This is a genomic window from Streptomyces sp. WI03-4A (assembly GCF_033792105.1).
Taxonomy (GTDB): Bacteria; Actinomycetota; Actinomycetes; order Streptomycetales; family Streptomycetaceae; genus Streptomyces; species Streptomyces collinus_A.
In genome coordinates this window covers 11414-30254 of sequence record NZ_JARAUO010000025.1, presented here as the reverse complement: position 1 = coordinate 30254, position 18841 = coordinate 11414, and the positions used below count along the sequence as shown (strand labels likewise).

The window sequence follows — 18841 nt, the reverse complement described above, 5'->3', positions numbered from 1 at the left end:
GAAGGGACCTGACTCATGGGAGCCCAGCTCCGGGTCTACAAGCGTCGCATCCGATCCGTCAGCGCGACCAAGAAGATCACCAAGGCGATGGAGATGATCGCCGCCTCGCGTGTCGTCAAGGCACAGCGCAAGGTGGCGGCCTCCACGCCGTACGCGCAGGAACTGACCCGCGCGGTGACGGCGGTCGGTACGGGTTCGAACACCAAGCACCCGCTCACCACGGAGGCGGAGAACCCGGCCCGTGCCGCGGTCCTGCTCCTCACGAGCGACCGCGGTCTGGCCGGTGCCTTCAACTCCAACGCCATCAAGGCGGCGGAGCAGCTGACCGAGCGCCTGGAGCGCGAGGGCAAGCAGGTGGACACGTACATCGTCGGCCGCCGTGGTGTCGCCCACTACAACTTCCGTGAGCGCAAGATCGCGGAGACGTTCACGGGCTTCACCGACGAGCCCACGTACGCGGACGCCAAGAAGGTCGCGGCGCCCCTGATCGAGGCCATCGAGAAGGACACGGAGGCGGGCGGCGTGGACGAGCTCCACATCGTCTACACCGAGTTCGTCTCGATGATGACGCAGACGGCGCTCGACGCGCGGCTGCTTCCGCTGCGCCTCGACGAGGTCGCGAAGGAGGCGAAGCCGCAGGGCGAGATCCTTCCGCTCTACGACTTCGAGCCGTCGGCGGAGGACGTCCTCGACGCCCTGCTGCCCCGCTACGTGGAGAGCCGGATCTACAACGCGCTGCTCCAGTCGGCCGCTTCGAAGCACGCCGCCACGCGGCGCGCGATGAAGTCGGCCACCGACAACGCGGGCGAGCTGATCAACACGCTCTCCCGTCTTGCCAACGCGGCCCGCCAGGCCGAAATCACCCAGGAAATCAGCGAGATCGTCGGTGGCGCGAGCGCCCTGGCCGACGCGACCGCGGGGAGTGACCGATAATGACCACCACTGTTGAGACCGCGACGGCTACGGGCCGCGTCGCCCGGGTCATCGGCCCGGTCGTCGACGTGGAGTTCCCCGTCGACGCGATGCCGGAGATCTACAACGCCCTTCACGTCGAGGTGGCCGACCCGGCCAACGCCGGCGAGAAGAAGACGCTGACCCTCGAGGTCGCGCAGCACCTGGGTGACGGCCTGGTCCGCACCATCTCGATGCAGCCCACCGACGGTCTGGTCCGCCAGGCCGCCGTGGTCGACACCGGCGACGGCATCACCGTCCCGGTCGGCGACTTCACCAAGGGCAAGGTGTTCAACACCCTCGGTGAGGTGCTGAACGTCGACGAGCAGTACGACGGCGAGCGCTGGTCCATCCACCGCAAGGCGCCGAACTTCGACGAGCTCGAGTCGAAGACCGAGATGTTCGAGACCGGCGTCAAGGTCATCGACCTGCTGACCCCGTACGTCAAGGGCGGCAAGATCGGTCTGTTCGGCGGCGCCGGCGTCGGCAAGACGGTGCTCATCCAGGAGATGATCTACCGTGTCGCCAACAACCACGACGGTGTCTCCGTGTTCGCCGGTGTCGGTGAGCGCACCCGTGAGGGCAACGACCTGATCGAGGAGATGGCCGACTCGGGCGTCATCGACAAGACCGCCCTGGTCTTCGGTCAGATGGACGAGCCGCCGGGCACCCGTCTGCGCGTCGCGCTGGCCGGCCTCACCATGGCCGAGTACTTCCGTGACGTCCAGAAGCAGGACGTGCTGTTCTTCATCGACAACATCTTCCGCTTCACGCAGGCCGGCTCCGAGGTCTCCACGCTGCTCGGCCGTATGCCGTCCGCGGTGGGCTACCAGCCGAACCTGGCCGACGAGATGGGTCTCCTCCAGGAGCGCATCACGTCGACCCGCGGTCACTCGATCACCTCGATGCAGGCGATCTACGTCCCCGCCGACGACCTGACCGACCCGGCCCCGGCCACCACCTTCGCCCACCTCGACGCGACGACGGTGCTCTCCCGTCCGATCTCGGAGAAGGGCATCTACCCGGCCGTGGACCCGCTGGACTCGACGTCCCGGATCCTGGACCCGCGGTACATCGCCGCGGACCACTACAACGCGGCCATGCGCGTGAAGAACATCCTGCAGAAGTACAAGGACCTGCAGGACATCATCGCGATCCTCGGTATCGACGAGCTCGGCGAGGAGGACAAGCTCGTCGTCCACCGTGCCCGTCGCGTGGAGCGCTTCCTGTCCCAGAACACCCACGTCGCCAAGCAGTTCACCGGCGTGGACGGCTCGGACGTGCCGCTCGACGAGTCGATCGCCGCGTTCAACGCGATCTGCGACGGTGAGTACGACCACTTCCCCGAGCAGGCGTTCTTCATGTGCGGTGGCATCGAGGACCTGAAGGCCAACGCCAAGGAGCTGGGCGTCTCCTGAGCCCCGTGCTCTCGGTGAGGGGGCGGGCGCGTCCCGCCCCCTCTGCCACGCCTATTAGAATTGACCCCAACACCCGGCACCCCCGCCGGGTGGTGACCCGAGGAGCCAACCTTGGCTGCTGAGCTGCACGTCGAGCTGGTCGCCGCCGACCGCCAGGTCTGGTCCGGAGAGGCCACCCTGGTCGTCGCGCGCACCACGTCCGGCGACATCGGCGTCATGCCCGGTCACCAGCCGCTGCTCGGTGTGCTGGAGTCGGGCCCGGTGACCATCCGTACGAGTGAAGGTGGAACGGTCGTCGCCGCGGTGCACGGCGGTTTCATCTCGTTCGCGGACAACAAGCTGTCCCTGCTGGCCGAGGTCGCCGAGCTGTCGGACGAGATCGATGTCCAGCGCACCGAGCGCGAGCTGGAGCGCGCGAAGGCGGAGGACGACGCGGAGGCCCAGCGCCGGGCCGATGTCCGCCTGCGGGCGGCGACGGCGGCGCGTTGATCCACCGCGCCGTGTGATGATGTCACTCAGCCGCGGTCGGCCCGGAGCAATCCGGTGCCGACCGCGGCTGTGGTGAATGTGGGTGTCTTTTCCGTTCCATTACCTAGTTCGAGGCTAGTTCGAACGTGGTTCCACTACCTGGGAGACGAGGAGGTCGGTGCCGATGGTCCTCGCTCTGACTGTGTGCGGGATCGTGATCGCGCTCGTGGTGGTGGGGCTGTTCCTGTTCGGGCTGCGGCGCAGGCTGATCCAGCGGTCCGGCGGCACCTTCGACTGCTCGCTGCGCTGGGACGTGGCCGAGAAGCCGGACGCGGGCGGCAAGGGCTGGGGCTACGGCGTCGCCCGCTACAACGGCGACCGCATCGAGTGGTACCGCGTCTTCTCCTACGCGCTGCGTCCCCGCCGCACCCTGGAGCGCGCGGCGATCGAGGTGTCCGGCCGCCGGCTGCCCGAGGGCGAGGAGGAGCTGGCGCTGCTCTCCGACGCGGTGGTCCTCGCCTGCACCCACCGGGGCACGCGGCTGGAGCTCGCGATGAGCGAGGACGCGCTGACCGGTTTCCTCGCGTGGCTGGAGGCGGCTCCGCCCGGCCAGCGGGTGAACGTGGCGTAGCGGCGTTCGGACGAGGACGACGGAAAGCGAACCGCGGGCGGGCCCTTGGGCCCGCCCGCGGCGGTCGTGCGGCGGGAGCGGTCAGCTCAGTCCGCTGTTGATGGCGCTCACCAGCTCACCGTTGCTGGTGTCACCGCTGAACTCCCAGAAGAACGCGCCGCCCAGGCCCTGGTTCTTGGCCCAGGTCATCTTGGAGGCGATGGTGGCGGGGGTGTCGTAGGACCACCAGTTGCCGCCGCAGTGCGCGTAGGCCGTGCCCGCGACGGTGCCGGTGGCCGGGCAGGACGTCTTGAGCACCTTGTAGTCCTCGATGCCCTGCTCGTAGGTGCCCGTGGCCGGGCCGGTGGCGGTGCCGCCGGGGGCGTCCTGGGTGACGCCGGTCCAGCCGCGGCCGTAGAAGCCGATGCCGATGAGCAGCTTGCTCGCGGGGACGCCGATCGCCTTGTACTTGGCCATCGCGTCGGCGGTGGTGAAGCCGTCCTTCGGGATGCCGGAGTACGAGGTGAGCGGGGAGTGCGGGGCCGTCGGGCCCTTGGCGTCCCAGGCGCCGAAGAAGTCGTACGTCATCACGTTGTACCAGTCGACGTACTGGGCGGCGCCCGCGTAGTCCGCGGCCTCGATCTTGCCGCCGGCCGAGCCGTCGGCGGTGACCGCGGAGGTGACCAGGGCCTTGGAGCCGAACTTGGCGCGCAGCGCCGACATCACGTTCTTGTACGCGGCCGCACCGCTGGTGTCACAGGACAGGCCGCAGGCGTTCGGGTACTCCCAGTCGATGTCGATGCCGTCGAAGACGTCGGCCCAGCGCGGGTCCTCGACCAGGTTGTAGCAGGACTGGGCGAAGGCGGTCGGGTTGGCCGCCGCCTGCGCGAAGCCGCCGGACCAGGTCCAGCCGCCGAAGGACCAGATGACCTTGAGGTTCGGGTACTTGGCCTTCAGCTCGCGCAACTGGTTGAAGTTGCCGCGCAGCGGCTGGTCCCAGGTGTCGGCCACGCCGCTGACCGACTGGTCCGCGGTGAACGCCTTGTCGTAGTCGGCGTAGGAGTCGCCGATGGCGCACTGGCCGTTGGTGACGTTGCCGAAGGCGTAGTTGATGTGGGTGATCTTCGCGGCGGAGCCGGACGTCACCAGGTTCTTGACGTTGTAGTTCCGGCCGTAGATACCCCACTCGGTGAAGTAGCCGAGCTTGACCTTGTCACCGCCGGTGGGCGGGGGAGTGGTGCCGCCGCCGGTGGTGTGCACCTTGACCGCGCCACTGACCGGACCGGTCTGGTCGGCGGTGTCGCGGGCCTGCACGGTGTAGGAGTAGTCGGTGCCGGCGGTCAGACCGCTGTCCGTGTAGGACGTGCCGGTGACCGTGGCGACCTTGCTGCCGTCGCGCAGCACGTCGTAGTTCTTGACGCCCTTGTCGTCGGTGGCCGCGCCCCAGCTGAGCTTCACCGAGGTGTCGGTGATGCCGGAGGCGGTCGGGGTGCCGGGCGCGGAGGGGGCCGCGTCGCCGGGGACCGTCGTCCCGTCGCAGCTGTCGCCGTTCAGCTTGCAGTTGGACGGGGAGCCGGGGCCCGCGCCGTTGAAGCCGAAGGAGACGGAGGCGCCGGGGGCGAGGGTGCCGTTGTAGGACTTGTTCTTGGCGGTCCAGTGGGTGCCGGAGTTCGTGACGTCGGCGTCCCACGCCGAGGTCACGGAGGTGCCGGAGGGGAAGTCCCACTCGACGGTCCAGGAGCTGATGCTGCTGGTACCGGTGTTCTTGATGGTCCACTGACCGCCGAAGCCGGTTCCCCAGTCGCTGGTCTTGGCGAAGCTCGCGGTCGCGTTGGTCGCGGCCTGGGCGGGGCTCGCGAGACCGACCAGGCCGGCCAGGGGGAGCAACAGGGTCGCGAACCCTGCCGCGGCTCTGTGTCTGAAGCGCATGCTGCGCCTCCCTCTTCATCGGGGGTGTCAGGGGCATGACTGAGCCTTCACGCCCACGGTGCCGCGAGAATAGAAAGGTCTGGACCACAGGTCAATAGGTCTGGACCACTTGCCTGTTCGCCCCTCTTGATCACCAACTCCCGCATCACAGGAGCCTCTTGGGAAGCGCCCCAGGCCGGGGGCCGTACTCTGTCCGGGCGATGAGCGAGGGAGGGCACATGAGCGAGCCGACACGCCCCGGGACCGTGCTGGTCGTGGACGACGACGAGGCCATCCGGCGCTCGCTGGAGCGGGGGCTCAGGCTCAGCGGCTTCACCGTCCGCACCGCCGACAGCGGCCCCGGGGCCCTGGCCGCGGTCCGGGACGTGGCCCCCGACGTCCTGGTGCTCGACGTGTCGATGCCCGGGATGAGCGGCATCGAGGTGTGCACCCGGCTCCGGGACGAGGGCCGGGACCTGCCCGTGCTGATGCTCTCCGCGCTCGACGAGACCGCCGACCGCATCGCGGGACTCCAGGCGGGCGGCGACGACTACCTGGTCAAGCCCTTCGCCCTCCAGGAACTGGTGCTGCGCCTGCGGGCCCTGCTGCGCCGCCGGCCGCCCACCGGCCGTGAGGTGCTGCGCGTCGCCGCCCTCGTGATCGATCCCGCCGCCCGCACCGCCGAGCGCGCCGGACGGCCGCTGGAGCTGACCCGCCGCGAGTTCGAACTGCTGGAGGTGCTCGCCCGCAACGCCGGTCTCGTCCTCACCCGCGACCAGCTCCTGGAACGTGTGTGGGGCTACGACTTCGACGTGCGCACCGACGCCGTCGACACCTTCGTCAGCTACCTGCGGCGCAAACTGGAGGCCGGCGGACACCCCCGGCTGATCCACACGGTGCGCGGTGTCGGCTTCGTCCTGCGGGAGACCCCGTGAGGCTCTCCACCAGGATCGGCCTCGCCGTCGGCTGCACCGTCCCGCTCCTGGTCCTGGCCTCCGGCTGGTTGCTGCTCCACCTCGTCGCCCGGGACCTGCGCGGCGCCGAGGACCGGCAACTGCGCCAGCGGGCGGCGGCCGTCGCACCCGACGCCCGGGCCCTGCTGCGGGCCGCCTCGAACGGCCGGCCCAAGGCGGCCGACACCCGCGAGCGGCAGCTCTACAGCGCCGCCCTCGACGTCGGCGTACGCGTCGTCACCCCCGGAGCGACCTTCAGCGGCGGCCCCCAGCCCGGCCCCGCCGTGCCCCTGCCGCCGCGCACCGCCGGGCCGGTGACCGTGCACGCGGCCGGCCGCGACTGGCGCGCCCTGGCCCGGCCGGTGCGGACCGCCCGCGCCACCGGCACCCTGTGGGTGTTCGCGCCCGACACCGCGGAGCGCACCCGGGTCCGGCTCGTCCGGCGCCGGGTGCTGCTGACCGCACTGCTCGCCGCCCCGCTGTCCGGACTGCTCGCCTGGGGCCTGGCCAGCGGCGCGAGCGCACCCCTGCGCCGACTGACCCGGCGCACCGCGGGACTCGACCCGCGCACCAGCACGGCCCGGCCGCCCGGGGAGCACACCGGGGTGCGCGAGGTCGACGAACTCGCCGCCACCGTACGCACCGTCCTCGCCCGCTACGACGAGCAGGCCGCGCGCACCGCCCAGGCCCTGGACACCGCCCGCTCCTTCTCCTCGGCCGCCGCGCACGAACTGCGCACCCCGCTCATGAGCATCGGCACCAACCTCGACATCCTCGCCGACCACCCCGGCCTGCCCGCCGCCGACCGCGGCGAGATCGTCACCGACCTGCGCCGCGAACACGCCCGGCTGCTCGGCCTGCTGGTGATGCTGCGCGAGCTGGGCCGCGGCGACCTGGTCGACGCGGACGCCTTCCACGACGTCGACCTCGCGGACCTCGCCGACACCGCGGTCGCCGAGGCCAGGCGCCGCGCTCCGGACGCCGTGATCACCCTGGACGCGCCGCCCGGCCCCGCCGTGCACGGCTGGGAGGCCGGGCTGCGGCTGCTGCTCGACAACCTGCTCGCCAACGCCCTGGCCCACGGCCGGGACGCGGACGGCCGGGCCACCGTGGCGGTCGGCGTGAGGGCCGAGGCCGGACAGGTGCTGATCACCGTGACCGACCGGGGCCCCGGGGTGCCGCCCGACGCCCGCGACCGGATCTTCGAGCGGTTCCGGCGGGGCCCGCACAGCCCCGGCTCCGGCCTCGGCCTCACCCTCGTCGCCCAGCAGGCGGCACTGCACCGGGGGAGCGCCCTGGTGACCGACGCGCCGGACGGCACCGGGGCACGCTTCGAGATACGGCTGCCCTCGGGCGACGGCACCCCGCCCGACCGGCGGGACTGGCTGATCGGGACAGCCCGGGCAGACCGGTCACAGAGTTTCCCCAAAGACCGTTCCTAGCCTCCGTACCGGCGGACGGACGACAGGCCCGTCCGGGAACGGAACGGAGAGACGGATGAACGCACGACGAGGCACCCGCACGCTGCTCGCCGGGTTCGCCGCGGCGGCCGTGCTCGCGGGCACCACCGGCGCGGCCGCCGCCGACGCCACCCCCGCACCCGGCCCCACGGGGGACGGGGCGCGCGCCCTGTGCAAGCGGGTGCCGAAGCTCGACCGCCGGATCGAGCGCGCCCTGAAGCGGCTGGACGCGGGAGCCGGCCGGCGCGGCTCGGTGGCGCGGCTGCAGCGGCGCGTGGACAACGCGAAACAGGCGGGCCACACCGAGATCGCCACGTTCCTCCAGGACCGGCTGGACTTCCGCAAGTCCCTGGTGACGAACCTGAAGCAGCGGCAGAAGGACCTGAACGACGTCCGGACCTGGTGCCGGGACAACGGCACCGGCAAGGCGGCGGGCTGATGCGGGCGCGCGCCGGGTGGGCGGCACTGTCGGCGGCGGCGCTGCTGGTCACGCTCGTCGCGGGCTGCGCGCACCACGACGGGGCCGCGCCGAAGGCGCCGACCTCCTCCACGCCCTCCGCCTCCGCGTCCCTCCCGGGCACGTCCTCGGGCTACGCGGAGATGCGGAAGAAGGTCGACGCCGCCGAGTCCGCGGCCGCGGCGGCCGACCGGGACGCGGCCGACGACGCGACCGGCGGCACGGACCGCTGAGCCGGGCGTGACCGGCGCGAGGGGACCGGGCGGGGGAGTCTCAGCGCTCCCCGCCCGGCACCCACAGCACGTCCCCGGTCTCCTTGTTGGCGATCCTGGCCAGGATGAACAGCAGGTCCGAGAGCCGGTTGAGGTAGGTCGCGGTGAGCGGGTTCATGTGCTCGCCGTGCACCTCAAGGGCCGCCCACGTGGAGCGCTCGGCGCGGCGCACGACCGTGCACGCCTGGTGCAGCAGGGCAGCGCCGGGCGTGCCGCCGGGCAGGATGAAGGAGCGCAGCTTCTCCAGCCGCTCGTTGAAGCGGTCGCAGTCCGCCTCCAGCCGGTCGACGTAGAACTGCTCCACCCGCAGCGGCGGGAACTCCGGGTTCTCCACCACCGGCGTGGAGAGGTCCGCGCCCACGTCGAACAGGTCGTTCTGGACGCGGGTGAGGACCTCGACGACCTCCGCCTCCAGACCGCCCAGCGCGATCGCCGTGCCGAGGACCGCGTTGGCCTCGTTGGCGTCGGCGTACGCCGAGATCCGCAGATCGGTCTTGGCGACTCGGCTCATGTCCCCGAGGGCGGTGGTGCCCCGGTCGCCGGTCCTGGTGTAGATGCGCGTCAGATTGACCATGCGACCAGCGTAGTTACACCCCGGCGGTAGGGAACACGCCTCCCGGCCCTACGGCGCGCGCCTCCCGGCCGGCGGGGGCCTCCACGGCGCGGCGGACCCGTGCGCGAGGAGGCCGCCCGCAGGGGCAACCAGGGGGCCGCGACGGGGCTTTGAGGCCCCGGCCGGCAGGACCGCGGACGCGCCCGGAAGGCCGTCGGGAGGAGCGCCGGGGCCGCCGCACAGGACGTGACGGGTGTCTCACTCGCTGAGACAGTGACACGCATTACTTACCGTCCTCAAGACGCCACGCGAGCGCTAATGTCCGCCGAAGAGGCAGACGTCGAACGCGTACAAGGGAGTCGGAGTGGCAGGGAAGCTCGCCGTCATCGGGGCCGGTCTCATGGGGTCCGGCATCGCCCAGGTCGCCGCGCAGGCCGGCTGGGACGTCGTCCTGCGGGACGTCACCGACGAGGCGCTCAAGCGTGGCACCGACGGCATCAAGGCCTCGTACGACAAGTTCGTCGCCAAGGGCAAGCTCGCGGCGGACGACGCCGAGGCCGCCCTCGCCCGCATCACCGCGACCACCGACCTGGACGCCGCCGCCGACGCCGACATCGTCGTCGAGGCCGTCTTCGAGAAGCTGGAGGTCAAGCACGAGATCTTCCGCGCGCTCGACAAGATCGTGCGCGCGGACACCGTGCTCGCCTCCAACACCTCCGCCATCCCGATCACCAAGATCGCGGCGGCCACCGAGCACCCCGAGCGGGTGGTCGGCGTGCACTTCTTCTCGCCGGTGCCGATGATGCAGCTCGTCGAGCTGGTCCGCGGCTACAAGACGAGCGACGAAACCCTCGCCACGGCCCGCGAGTTCGCCGAGTCGGTCGGCAAGACCTGCATCGTCGTCAACCGCGACGTCGCCGGCTTCGTCACCACCCGGCTGATCTCCGCCCTCGTCGTCGAGGCGACCAAGCTCTACGAGTCCGGCGTCGCCACGGCCGAGGACATCGACCTCGCCTGCAAGCTGGGCTTCGGGCACGCCATGGGCCCGCTGGCCACGGCGGACCTGACCGGCGTGGACATCCTGCTGCACGCCACCGGCAACATCTACACCGAGTCCCAGGACGAGAAGTTCGCCCCGCCGGAGCTGATGCGCCGGATGGTGGACGCCGGTGACATCGGGCGCAAGAGCGGGCAGGGCTTCTACAAGTACTGACCCGTACACGACCGGACGCACGCCCCGGGAGCATCACTCTCGGGGGTGAATTCGGTATCGGTTCGCTTACAAACAGCAACCACTCTGCCACTCAAGCAGTCAGACGTTGCACAACATGAGCACCGACACGGAGTACGCACACCGCACTCAACGGGGAGCGCATATGTACATCAGGGGCGACCACGCCGAGCTGGTCGTCGGGGGCCGCCTCGACGTCCGCAGCGCGGCGGACGCCCGTACGGCCCTGCACTCGGCCGTCGACGACGGAGTCGGTGACCTGGTGCTCGACCTGTCCGAACTGGACTCCTGGGACGCCACCGGACTCGGCGTGATCATGGGTGCCCACCGGCGGGCCGGCCGCTGCGGGCGCCGCCTGGTCCTGCGCCGTGTCCCGCCGCAGATGCAGCGCCTGCTGGTGGCCACCCGGCTGCACCGCATCCTCGCCATCGAGGGCGGCATCGGCGTGGAGTCGCTGCCCCGGGTGTAAGGCCGCGATCGGGTGTGAACCGGGCGTCGGGCAGGAGCCGGACGCAGCCGCCGAACCGCACGTCGAGGGCAATCCTCACCGGACCGTGACGTCTCGGGCCGCGCGGCACCCCGCCCTGTCGTGGATACTGTGCGAAGGTTTAGGGTTCGGTCGCCCGCAGCCTCATGAACCCTCGAGCGGGCCCGGACCAGAAGCGACAGCACGGTGTGTGCAACAGGCCGGGAGGGGCCGCCTGATGAGGGCACACGACGCTTTTGGGGGGCTTGAACCCATGGACCCGATCACTCCGGGACCCGAGGAGCAGGGCCAGGCTCCAGGCCGCCGCCCGCCCCGGGAATCCCTCACCTCCGACTTCGGCCAGAGCACGCCCGCGGTCGTCCGCACGGCGCAGCTCGTCTCCGGCGACTTCCTGCTGACCGTCAACCCCGTGGACGGCAGCGAGATCGAGCCCTGCCCGCCGCACGAGCGGCCCGGCCGGCCCCGCAAGCGCACCGCCGCCGAGCGTGCCGAGACCGAGCGTGCCGCCCGGCCTCCCGTCCCCGCGGGTCCGGCGCTGCCCACGTTCGCCCTCCTGGAACGCCAGGACGAACGCGAGCGCCTGGTCCGCCTGCTGGCCCGCGGCCGCTCCGTGCGCCTCACCGGCCCGGGCGGTTCCGGCCGCACCGCGCTGCTCGACCTCGTCGCCGACGACTGCCTGGACCTCGCCCCCGACGGCGTCGTCCGGCTCACCGGTTTCCGGCGCACGGCCACCGATCTGCTCCACGACCTCTTCCACGCCGTCCACGACGCCCCGCGCCACCGGCCGGAGCGGGAGGAACTGCTCGAACTGGTCGGTGAGATCGGCGCGGTCGTCGTCGTGGACGACCTGGAGTTCGGCGGCGCCGCCCTGGAGGAGCTGCTCGACGCCACCCCCGAGTGCGCCTTCCTGCTGGGTGCCACCCCGGACGTCCCCGCGCCCACCGCGGACTCCGAGGTCGAGGAGGTCTTCCTCGGCGGACTCGACCGCGCGGCCGGCGTGGAGATCCTGGAGCGCGCCGTCGGCCGCGTGCTCTCCGAGGAGGAGGCCAACTGGGCGGGCGACCTCTGGTTCGAGTCGGAGGGGCTGCCCCTGCGGTTCGTCCAGGCCGGCGCCCTGCTGCGGCAGCGCGAGCAGCTGCGGGCCAGCACCGGCGCGGTGGACGAGTACGGCGTCTTCGAGGACGTACGGCCCCCCGTCGAGGACGTGTTCGGCGACGCGGCGCTCGACGAGGCGGAGGCCGAGCGGGTGCCGCTGCCCTCGCTCGCCGAGGCGGCGGCGCCCGCGCCCCTGCTCGCCTCCCGGCTCAGCGCCTCCGCCCGTGCCACGCTCCGCTTCGCCGTCGCCCTCGGCGGCGAGGTGCCGCACCAGGCCCATCTGCCCGCGCTGGTGGGTGACACCCACGCGGACGCCGCGCTCGGCGAACTGGCGGGCTGCGGGCTGGTCTCCCCGGTGGGCGCCCGCTACCGTCTCGCGGCCGGTGTGCAGGCCCAGCTGGAGGCGGCCGGCTACGACGCCGACGCCCCGGCCCAGGCGCTCACCGCGGCCGAGCACTACGCCTGGTGGGCCGGACACCCCTCGGTCACCCCGGAGCGGGTCGGCGCCGAGGCCGACGCGGTGCTCGCCGCGCTCACCGTCGTGGTGCCCGCCACGGTGCCGCCGGCCGAGGACGAGGAGAGCGTCGCCGTCCGGCTCGCCCGCACGGCCGCCCCCGCCTTCGCCACCGGCCTGCACTGGAGCGCCTGGGAGCGGGCGCTGCGGCTCGGCGCCGAAGCCTGTCTGGCGTCCGGCGAGGCGGCGGACGAGGCTTACTTCCACCACGAGTTGGGGGTCCTCGCGCTCTGCGAGGGCCGTCTCGACCGGTCCCGGGCCGAGCTGGAGACGGCGGGCGGCCTGCGCGGGGCGCTCGCCGACAAGCGGGGCGCGGTGGCCGGGCGGCGCGCGCTGGCGCTGGTCGCCGACCTCTCGGGCGAGGCGCCCGGCATGCCGTCGACGGCGGGCGAGGAGGTGCCGGACGCGCGGCACGAGGAGTCGGCGTCGCCGCCGGGCGGGGTGCCCGCGCTCCACGGCTCCCACGAGCTCACGGGCGCCACCCTGGTGACCCGCCGGCCTGCCACCGCCGGGTCCGCCGGCGGGATGCGCCGGCCGGCCCGCCGCAACCTGGTGGCGGCCGGTTCGGGCGCGCTGCTCGCGGTGGTGCTCGGCACGGTCGTCACGCTGGGCATGACGTCCGGTCAGGACTCCGGGAAGGACCCGGCCGGCAAGGTCGAGGTCAACCCGTCGGTGAGCCAGGACCTGGACGACGGCAGCCTGGGCGCCGACCCGGCGAAGGACACCGGCGGCGGCGGTCGTACGACCACCCCGAGCAGCAGCCCGACGGACCCGGGTCCGGACGGCACCTACGGCACCTCGGACGACCCGGCGTCGACCGCGGCCACCACCGGTCCGACGGTCCACCCGAGCGGTTCGCGGACGCCGGGAGGCGGGGGCACGACGCCGAAGCCGTCGAGGACCACGCGGAAGCCGGGTTCCCCGACTCCGACGCCGACCAGGTCGACCCGGCCGTCGTCCTCCCCGTCCGGCACGCCCTCGACGTCTCCTTCGGCCTCCCCGTCGGTGACGCCGTCCGGCAGCACCCCGTCGACCAGCGACTCGGCGAGCGGCCCTTCGTCCCCGGACGGCACGGCGGGCAGTTCCGCCCCGGTGATGTAGGACGGCCGGGGGCCGTCGCCGCGTGGCGACGGCCCCCGGCCTCCGTGCCGCTGCCCGGTGCTGCCCGGCGCCGCCCGGTCAGAACAGCCTGAGCTTGTCGTCCTCGATGCCGCGCAGGGCGTCGTAGTCCAGGATCTGGCAGTTGATGCCCCGGTCCGTGGCGAGGACCCGGGCCTGCGGCTTGATCTCCTGGGCGGCGAAGACACCGCGGACCGGGGCGAGGTGCGGGTCGCGGTTCAGCAGTTCGAGGTAGCGGGTGAGCTGTTCGACGCCGTCGATCTCACCGCGCCGCTTGATCTCCACGGCGACCGTCCCGCCGTCCGCGTCCCGGCACAGGATGTCCACCGGTCCGATCGCGGTCATGTACTCGCGGCGGATCAGGGTGTAGCCGTCGCCCAGCGTCTCGATGCGGTCGGCGAGGAGTTCCTGAAGGTGCGCTTCCACGCCGTCCTTGATCAGGCCGGGGTCCACGCCGAGTTCGTGCGAGGAGTCGTGGAGGATCTCCTCCATCGTGATGATCAGTTTCTCGCCCGCTTTGTTGACGACGGTCCAGACGCCCTCGTCCTCGCCCGCGCCCTCCTTCAGCGTGCAGGGCGGCGACATCCAGTTGAGGGGCTTGTAGGCCCGGTCGTCCGCGTGGATGGAGACGCTGCCGTCCGCCTTGACCAGGATCAGGCGGGGCGCCGAGGGCAGGTGGGCGGTGAGTCGGCCGGCGTAGTCGACCGAGCATCGGGCAATGACGAGACGCATGGTCGGCAACGCTACTCGACGCCCGCGGGTGCTCGCGATTCGCCCTGCTCCCGTCCCTCTCCGCCGTCCCCCGCGTCCCGCTGGGCCACCCTATTCATCCTGGTAACTCTTGTTCATCCTTGGCCGATTGTGGGCCCAAAGGGACCGTTCCATATACGCAATCTGCTGGTGTGGTCACCGACCGTTGCCTACCGTAGAGAACGGGAGGTCGCGACGTGTGTACTGAGCGTGTTCGATATCGCGAACTTCCGCATCTGTCCGGCAACCCCTGCTCGTCGGGGGTGCGAGAGGAGAACCCATGTCGCTCGACGTCTCACCGGCCCTACTCGAACAGGCCGAGCGAGGCGAGGTCGACGAAGCAGCATTCGTCGACTGCGTCCGGACCTCCCTGCCCTATGCGTGGGAGATGATCAGCTCCCTGGTGGCCCAGCTGAAGGTGGACGGCGGTTCCTTCGCCGACAACCAGACGCCCCCGCCGGACGAGCAGGCACGGGGTCAGCTGCTGCGCGCGCTCGCCAGTGACGCCATACGCGGCGCCCTGCAGCGGCACTTCGGGGTGCGGCTGGCCTTCCAGAACTGCCACCGGGTGGCGGTGTTCCCGCTGGACGCCTCGGTCGACGAGACGTTGGCCCGCTTCACCTCGGTGCGCAGCCAGTTGCTGAACCAGTCGCCGGAGTTCCGGGACTGCTGACGCGCGATCGACGGGCCGCTTCCGCAGTGGGCCCGGTGCTTGCCGCTCCGCCCGGGGGAGGTGCGTGCGTACTGGGGCGGCAAGCCCCCGTTGTGCCGTGACGCGCCCGTGCCCCCGGGGGAGCCGGCGGCCGCTCAGCGTAGTTGCGGCAGGACCTCGGCGCCGATCCGCCGCAGGTTCTCCTCCGTGGCCGCGAGGTCGCCGGAGCCCTCGACGAGCAGGGCGAAGCGGGAGATGCCGGTGCGCTCCGAGGTGGCCGCGAGCCGGTCGGCGGCGAGCCGCGGGGTGCCCACCGGGTGCAGTCCGCAGAGCAGTTCGGTGTACGCGAGCGGATCGCGCATCGCGCGCGCCCGGCCGTCGACCGTGACATGCGCGTCGAGGCCCTGCTTGAGCCAGCCCGGCATGGCCTTCAGCAGCGTCTCCGCCGCGTCGCTGCGCCGGTCCGCGATCTGGCAGACGCCGGCCGAGACATGGGCCGCGCCCGTGATCTCCTCGGCCGGCCGCCCCGCGGCCCGCGCGAACTGCCGCCACAGGGCGACCATCTCGGCCTTTTCCTCGTCCCCGATGTGCATCCCGAGCAGCATCGGCAGTCCGCGCTCGGCGGCCAGCCGCACGGTCGACGGCGAGGTGCAGGCGACGACCACCTCCGGCCCGGGTGTGTCCGTCAGCGCCTCCGACGGACGGGGCACGACGGGCACCTCGCGGAAGGAGAACCGCTCTCCCGCGGCCGACACCGACGGTTCGCTCAGCCAGCGGACCAGCAGATCGAGTGATTCCGGGAACCCGTGCTCGTACGCGCCGACGCCCGAGCCGAACACCTCCAGATCCACCCACGGACCGCCGCGCCCCACGCCGAGCGTGAACCGTCCGCCGCTCGTCAGGTGCAGCAGCGCCGCCTGCTCGCCGAGCGCGACCGGGTGCGCGGTGGGTAGTACGCTGACCGCCGTGCCGACACGGATGCGGCGGGTGCGGCCGAGCAGCAGCGCGGCCAGGGTGACGGCGGACGGGCAGGTGCCGTACGGGACGAAGTGGTGCTCCGCCAGCCACACCGCGTCCAGCCCGGCCTCCTCGCTGACCTCCGCCGCGCGGACCGCCCGGTGCAGCGCCTCGCCCTGGCCCTGCCCCGGGAACTGTGCCGCCAGCACAAAACTACCTACGTGCATCGCATTTCCTGCTTCCTTGGCTCCGACCGGAGCTCCCCCACCCGGCATAACCGTCTGACACGTGCCGAGGACACGGCCTGGCGGAGGGATTTGCGGATTGTCTGCAGAATGGGCCGTCCAGGAGGGGGACTTGTACGGGTTGGAGCGCTTCGGGTACCCGTCCGGAAGCCGCGTAGGCTGGATGCAGTCCGTGCTTCCTGTATAGCCCCGAGAGGTGTCCCGTGTCTCCGCGTCGCAACCGACCGAAGGCCGCCGGAGAGTCCGGCCGGAGCGCCGAGGACGACTCCGCCGGCCGGTACGGCGGCTGGCAGTCGACCGAGAGCTGGCAGGGCGAGGAGTGGAGCGTGCGCCATGTCGCGGGGGCGAGCGTGCAGGGCAAGACCTACCGCTGTCCCGGCTGCGACCAGCTGATCCCCTCCGCCGTCCCGCACGTGGTGGCCTGGCCGGAGCACGCGGGCGTCGACGACCGCCGCCACTGGCACAAGGCGTGCTGGAACGCGAAGGACCGCCGCACCACGAGGGTGCAGCGGTCCCGTAACGCGCCGAGGTTCTGAGCTACACGTCCCGGCTCTGCAGCAGCGCGCAGGCGCCGGCGAACGCGGCCGCCGTCACGCCGAGCATGATCCACAGCGGGTCCCAGCCCGTCGGGCCGGACGAGCTCAGGGTGTTGTCGTAGAAGACGCCCATCTGGCTCGGGATCGAGTACTCCAGCAGCGCCTTCTGCACCTTCTCCAGCGACGAGGCGTTCATGAACAGGGCGATCACCAGCGGGGCGAGCACGGCGCCGATCATGATGGTGATGGCGCCCGCCGAGTGCCGGATGATCGAGCCCACGAGCAGCGAGAGCAGTCCGAGCAGCGCGATGTAGAGGCTGATGCCGACCGTGGCCTTCAGCCATTCCCCGCCGGAGGGGGAGTGCGCGCCCTGGCCGTCCAGCATGGACGTCTGCACCATCGCCACGAACGACACGGTGATCAGCGTCACCGCGAAGGCGATGACGAAGAACACGATCGCCTTGGCGGTCAGCACCCGGGCCCGGCTCGGGCACGCGGTCATCGTCGTGCGGATCATGCCCGTGCCGTACTCGGACGCCGTGGTCAGCACGCCGAGCGTGATGATGCACATCATGCCGATCAGCAGGCCGAAGAACCCGAGGGTCAGCGGGCTGGTGCCACCGAGGTCGCCGGAGCCGCGGACCGCGACACCGGCCAGCAGGCCGATGCCGACCACGAGCAGGACGAAGACGCCGAGCGTCCACATCGTCGAGCGCACCGACTTGATCTTCGTCCACTCGGAGGCGAGGGCGTGCCCGAGGTGGGTGCGCACCACCGGGATCGGCGAGCTGTAGCCGTGGTACGGCCCGCCGGGCGCCGCCTGCCGGTCGGGCGCTGCGGGGGATCCCTGCGGCATCGGGGGCTGGTGGGTGCTCATCGGGCGTCCTCGGGCTGGGTCTGGGCGGGGGCGGCGGGAGCGGGCTGGGCCGGGGCGGCGGCCGGCGCCGGGGCGGCCGCGGGCGGCTCGGTCTGCGGGGCCTGCGGAACCGGCTGTGCCTGGGTGCCCGGCGCGGCGTACGGGTTGGGGGCGCCGGCGCCCGGAGCGCCGTAGCCGGGCGCCGGAGCGGCGCCGCCGTACGGGCCCGAGGGCGGCGTCGGCATCGCGAACGGCTGTCCGCCCTGCTGGGGCGGCGGCGGGGCGTACCAGCCGGGCTGGCCCTGGCCGGGGACCGGCATCGGCGGCTGGGCGCCCGGCGGCAGCGGCTGCTGCAGGCCCGCCTTCTGGTCGATGGTCGAGCGGTAGTCGACGGCGCCCTGCGTCATCCGCATGTACGCCTCCTCCAGCGACGCCTGGTGCGGCGACAGCTCCCACAGCCGGACGCCCGCCTCGTACGCGAGGTCGCTGATGCGGGGCAGCGGCAGCCCGGTCACCCGCAGCGCGCCGTCCTGCTCCGGCAGGACGTGCCCGCCCGCCTCGGTGAGCGCGGAGGACAGCTTCTCGCGCAGCTGGGGCTCGGTGTCGGGGGTGCGGACCCGCGCGAAGTCCGCCGAGTTCGCGGAGATGAAGTCCTTGACGCTCATGTCGGCGAGGAGCTGCCCGCGCCCGATCACGATGAGGTGGTCGGCGGTCAGCGCCATCTCGCTCATCAGGTGCGAGGAGACGAAGACCGTACGGCCCTCGGCCGCCAGCGCCTTCATCAGGTTGCGCACCCAGAGGATGCCCTCGGGGTCGAGGCCGTTGACCGGCTCGTCGAAGAGCAGCACCTGGGGGTCGCCGAGCAGGGCGGCCGCGATGCCGAGGCGCTGGCCCATGCCGAGCGAGAAGCCCTTGGAGCGCTTGCGCGCCACCTCCTGCAGGCCGACCACGCCGAGCACCTCGTCCACCCGGCGGGCCGGGATGCCGGAGAGCTGGGCGAGGCTGAGCAGGTGGTTGCGGGCGGACCGGCCGCCGTGCACCGCCTTGGCGTCGAGCAGCGCGCCGACCTGGCGGGGGGCGTTGGGCAGCTTGCGGTACGGGTAGCCGCCGATGGTCACCGAGCCGGACGTCGGGTTGTCGAGCCCGAGGATCATCCGCATGGTGGTCGACTTGCCCGACCCGTTCGGCCCGAGGAAGCCGGTCACGGCCCCCGGCCGCACCTGGAAGGAAAGGTTGTACACGGCGGTCTTGTCGCCGTAGCGCTTCGTCAGGCCTACAGCCTCGATCATGCTCCGCACCCATCAAAGGTTCAGGACAGCGGGGCACACGCCCCCGTAAGGGTTAGGAGG

General features: G+C 72.1%; 19 protein-coding genes. 13 read left to right on the top strand and 6 right to left on the bottom strand.

Translation table 11 applies throughout. The features are described from left to right. Positions 1–15 precede the first annotated feature (15 nt). From PV343_RS23855 to PV343_RS23840, 4 genes are all read left to right on the top strand, one after another. The gene (locus PV343_RS23855) at positions 16–933 is read left to right on the top strand and encodes a F0F1 ATP synthase subunit gamma (RefSeq protein ID WP_319148987.1); all 918 of its coding nucleotides are present in this window, start codon (positions 16–18) and stop codon (positions 931–933) included. After that, positions 933–2369, top strand: coding sequence for a F0F1 ATP synthase subunit beta (gene atpD, locus PV343_RS23850; RefSeq protein ID WP_319148986.1), 1437 nt, complete (start codon positions 933–935; stop codon positions 2367–2369). Before PV343_RS23855 ends, atpD begins: the two co-directional genes overlap by 1 nt. Before the next feature lie 111 nt (positions 2370–2480). Then, positions 2481–2858 carry a F0F1 ATP synthase subunit epsilon gene (locus PV343_RS23845; protein WP_020942275.1) on the top strand — a complete coding sequence of 126 codons (378 nt, stop codon included), beginning with the start codon at positions 2481–2483 and terminating at the stop codon, positions 2856–2858. 163 nt (positions 2859–3021) lie between these two features. Beyond that, the gene (locus PV343_RS23840; RefSeq protein WP_319148985.1) at positions 3022–3468 is read left to right on the top strand and encodes a DUF2550 domain-containing protein; all 447 of its coding nucleotides are present in this window, start codon (positions 3022–3024) and stop codon (positions 3466–3468) included. Positions 3469–3549: 81 nt separating this feature from the next. On the opposite strand, the gene PV343_RS23835 is transcribed toward PV343_RS23840, so the two are convergent. After that, positions 3550–5376, bottom strand: coding sequence for a glycoside hydrolase family 18 chitinase (locus PV343_RS23835; RefSeq protein WP_319148984.1), 1827 nt, complete (start codon positions 5374–5376; stop codon positions 3550–3552). A gap of 218 nt (positions 5377–5594) precedes the next feature. On the opposite strand from PV343_RS23835, the gene PV343_RS23830 reads away from it, so the two are divergent. Genes PV343_RS23830 through PV343_RS23815 form a run of 4 tightly spaced genes read left to right on the top strand, consistent with a single transcriptional unit; the run spans position 5595 to position 8458 of the window. Next, positions 5595–6290 (top strand): response regulator transcription factor, encoded by a 696-nt coding sequence (locus tag PV343_RS23830; protein ID WP_319148983.1) that lies wholly within the window; start codon positions 5595–5597, stop codon positions 6288–6290. Further along, on the top strand, positions 6287–7750 hold the full coding sequence (locus PV343_RS23825; RefSeq protein WP_319148982.1) for a sensor histidine kinase: 1464 nt from the start codon (positions 6287–6289) through the stop codon (positions 7748–7750). The genes PV343_RS23830 and PV343_RS23825 overlap by 4 nt, the downstream gene beginning before the upstream one ends. Positions 7751–7805: 55 nt before the next feature. After that, a complete protein-coding gene (locus PV343_RS23820; RefSeq protein ID WP_319148981.1) occupies positions 7806–8207 on the top strand; it encodes a hypothetical protein in 402 nt (133 codons plus the stop codon). Continuing rightward, entirely contained in the window at positions 8207–8458 is a 252-nt protein-coding gene (locus PV343_RS23815) for a hypothetical protein (protein WP_319148980.1), read from the top strand. The genes PV343_RS23820 and PV343_RS23815 overlap by 1 nt, the downstream gene beginning before the upstream one ends. Before the next feature lie 40 nt (positions 8459–8498). Here the strand turns inward: PV343_RS23815 and PV343_RS23810 are convergent, their stop codons facing one another. Continuing rightward, entirely contained in the window at positions 8499–9071 is a 573-nt protein-coding gene (locus PV343_RS23810) for a cob(I)yrinic acid a,c-diamide adenosyltransferase (RefSeq protein WP_317445437.1), read from the bottom strand. Between the two features lie 343 nt (positions 9072–9414). Here PV343_RS23810 and PV343_RS23805 point away from each other — a divergent pair, with 343 nt between their 5' ends. The 3 genes from PV343_RS23805 (at position 9415) to PV343_RS23795 (ending at position 13478) form a co-directional block, all read left to right on the top strand. Further along, positions 9415–10263: a 3-hydroxyacyl-CoA dehydrogenase family protein gene (locus PV343_RS23805; RefSeq protein WP_319148979.1), complete on the top strand. Its 849-nt coding sequence runs from the start codon at positions 9415–9417 to the stop codon at positions 10261–10263. A 163-nt stretch (positions 10264–10426) separates the two neighbouring features. Beyond that, positions 10427–10750 (top strand): STAS domain-containing protein, encoded by a 324-nt coding sequence (locus tag PV343_RS23800; RefSeq protein WP_020942284.1) that lies wholly within the window; start codon positions 10427–10429, stop codon positions 10748–10750. Between the two features lie 271 nt (positions 10751–11021). Beyond that, positions 11022–13478, top strand: coding sequence for an ATP-binding protein (locus PV343_RS23795; protein ID WP_319148978.1), 2457 nt, complete (start codon positions 11022–11024; stop codon positions 13476–13478). A gap of 78 nt (positions 13479–13556) precedes the next feature. Here the strand turns inward: PV343_RS23795 and nucS are convergent, their stop codons facing one another. Beyond that, positions 13557–14228, bottom strand: a complete 672-nt coding sequence (gene nucS / locus PV343_RS23790) for an endonuclease NucS (RefSeq protein ID WP_319148977.1) — start codon at positions 14226–14228, stop codon at positions 13557–13559. A gap of 298 nt (positions 14229–14526) precedes the next feature. Here nucS and PV343_RS23785 point away from each other — a divergent pair, with 298 nt between their 5' ends. Next, positions 14527–14919: an SCO5389 family protein gene (locus PV343_RS23785; RefSeq protein ID WP_020942287.1), complete on the top strand. Its 393-nt coding sequence runs from the start codon at positions 14527–14529 to the stop codon at positions 14917–14919. 134 nt (positions 14920–15053) lie between these two features. On the opposite strand, the gene PV343_RS23780 is transcribed toward PV343_RS23785, so the two are convergent. Next, a complete protein-coding gene (locus PV343_RS23780; RefSeq protein WP_319148976.1) occupies positions 15054–16082 on the bottom strand; it encodes an LLM class flavin-dependent oxidoreductase in 1029 nt (342 codons plus the stop codon). Positions 16083–16303: 221 nt separating this feature from the next. On the opposite strand from PV343_RS23780, the gene PV343_RS23775 reads away from it, so the two are divergent. After that, complete coding sequence (locus PV343_RS23775) at positions 16304–16636, top strand: ATP/GTP-binding protein (protein WP_319148975.1); 333 nt, start codon at positions 16304–16306, stop codon at positions 16634–16636. Position 16637: 1 nt separating this feature from the next. Here PV343_RS23775 and PV343_RS23770 read toward each other — a convergent pair whose 3' ends face one another. Both PV343_RS23770 and PV343_RS23765 read right to left on the bottom strand, forming a co-directional pair. After that, entirely contained in the window at positions 16638–17513 is an 876-nt protein-coding gene (locus PV343_RS23770) for an ABC transporter permease subunit (RefSeq protein WP_319148974.1), read from the bottom strand. After that, the gene (locus PV343_RS23765; protein WP_319148973.1) at positions 17510–18781 is read right to left on the bottom strand and encodes an ABC transporter ATP-binding protein; all 1272 of its coding nucleotides are present in this window, start codon (positions 18779–18781) and stop codon (positions 17510–17512) included. The genes PV343_RS23770 and PV343_RS23765 overlap by 4 nt, the downstream gene beginning before the upstream one ends. Positions 18782–18841 lie beyond the last annotated feature (60 nt).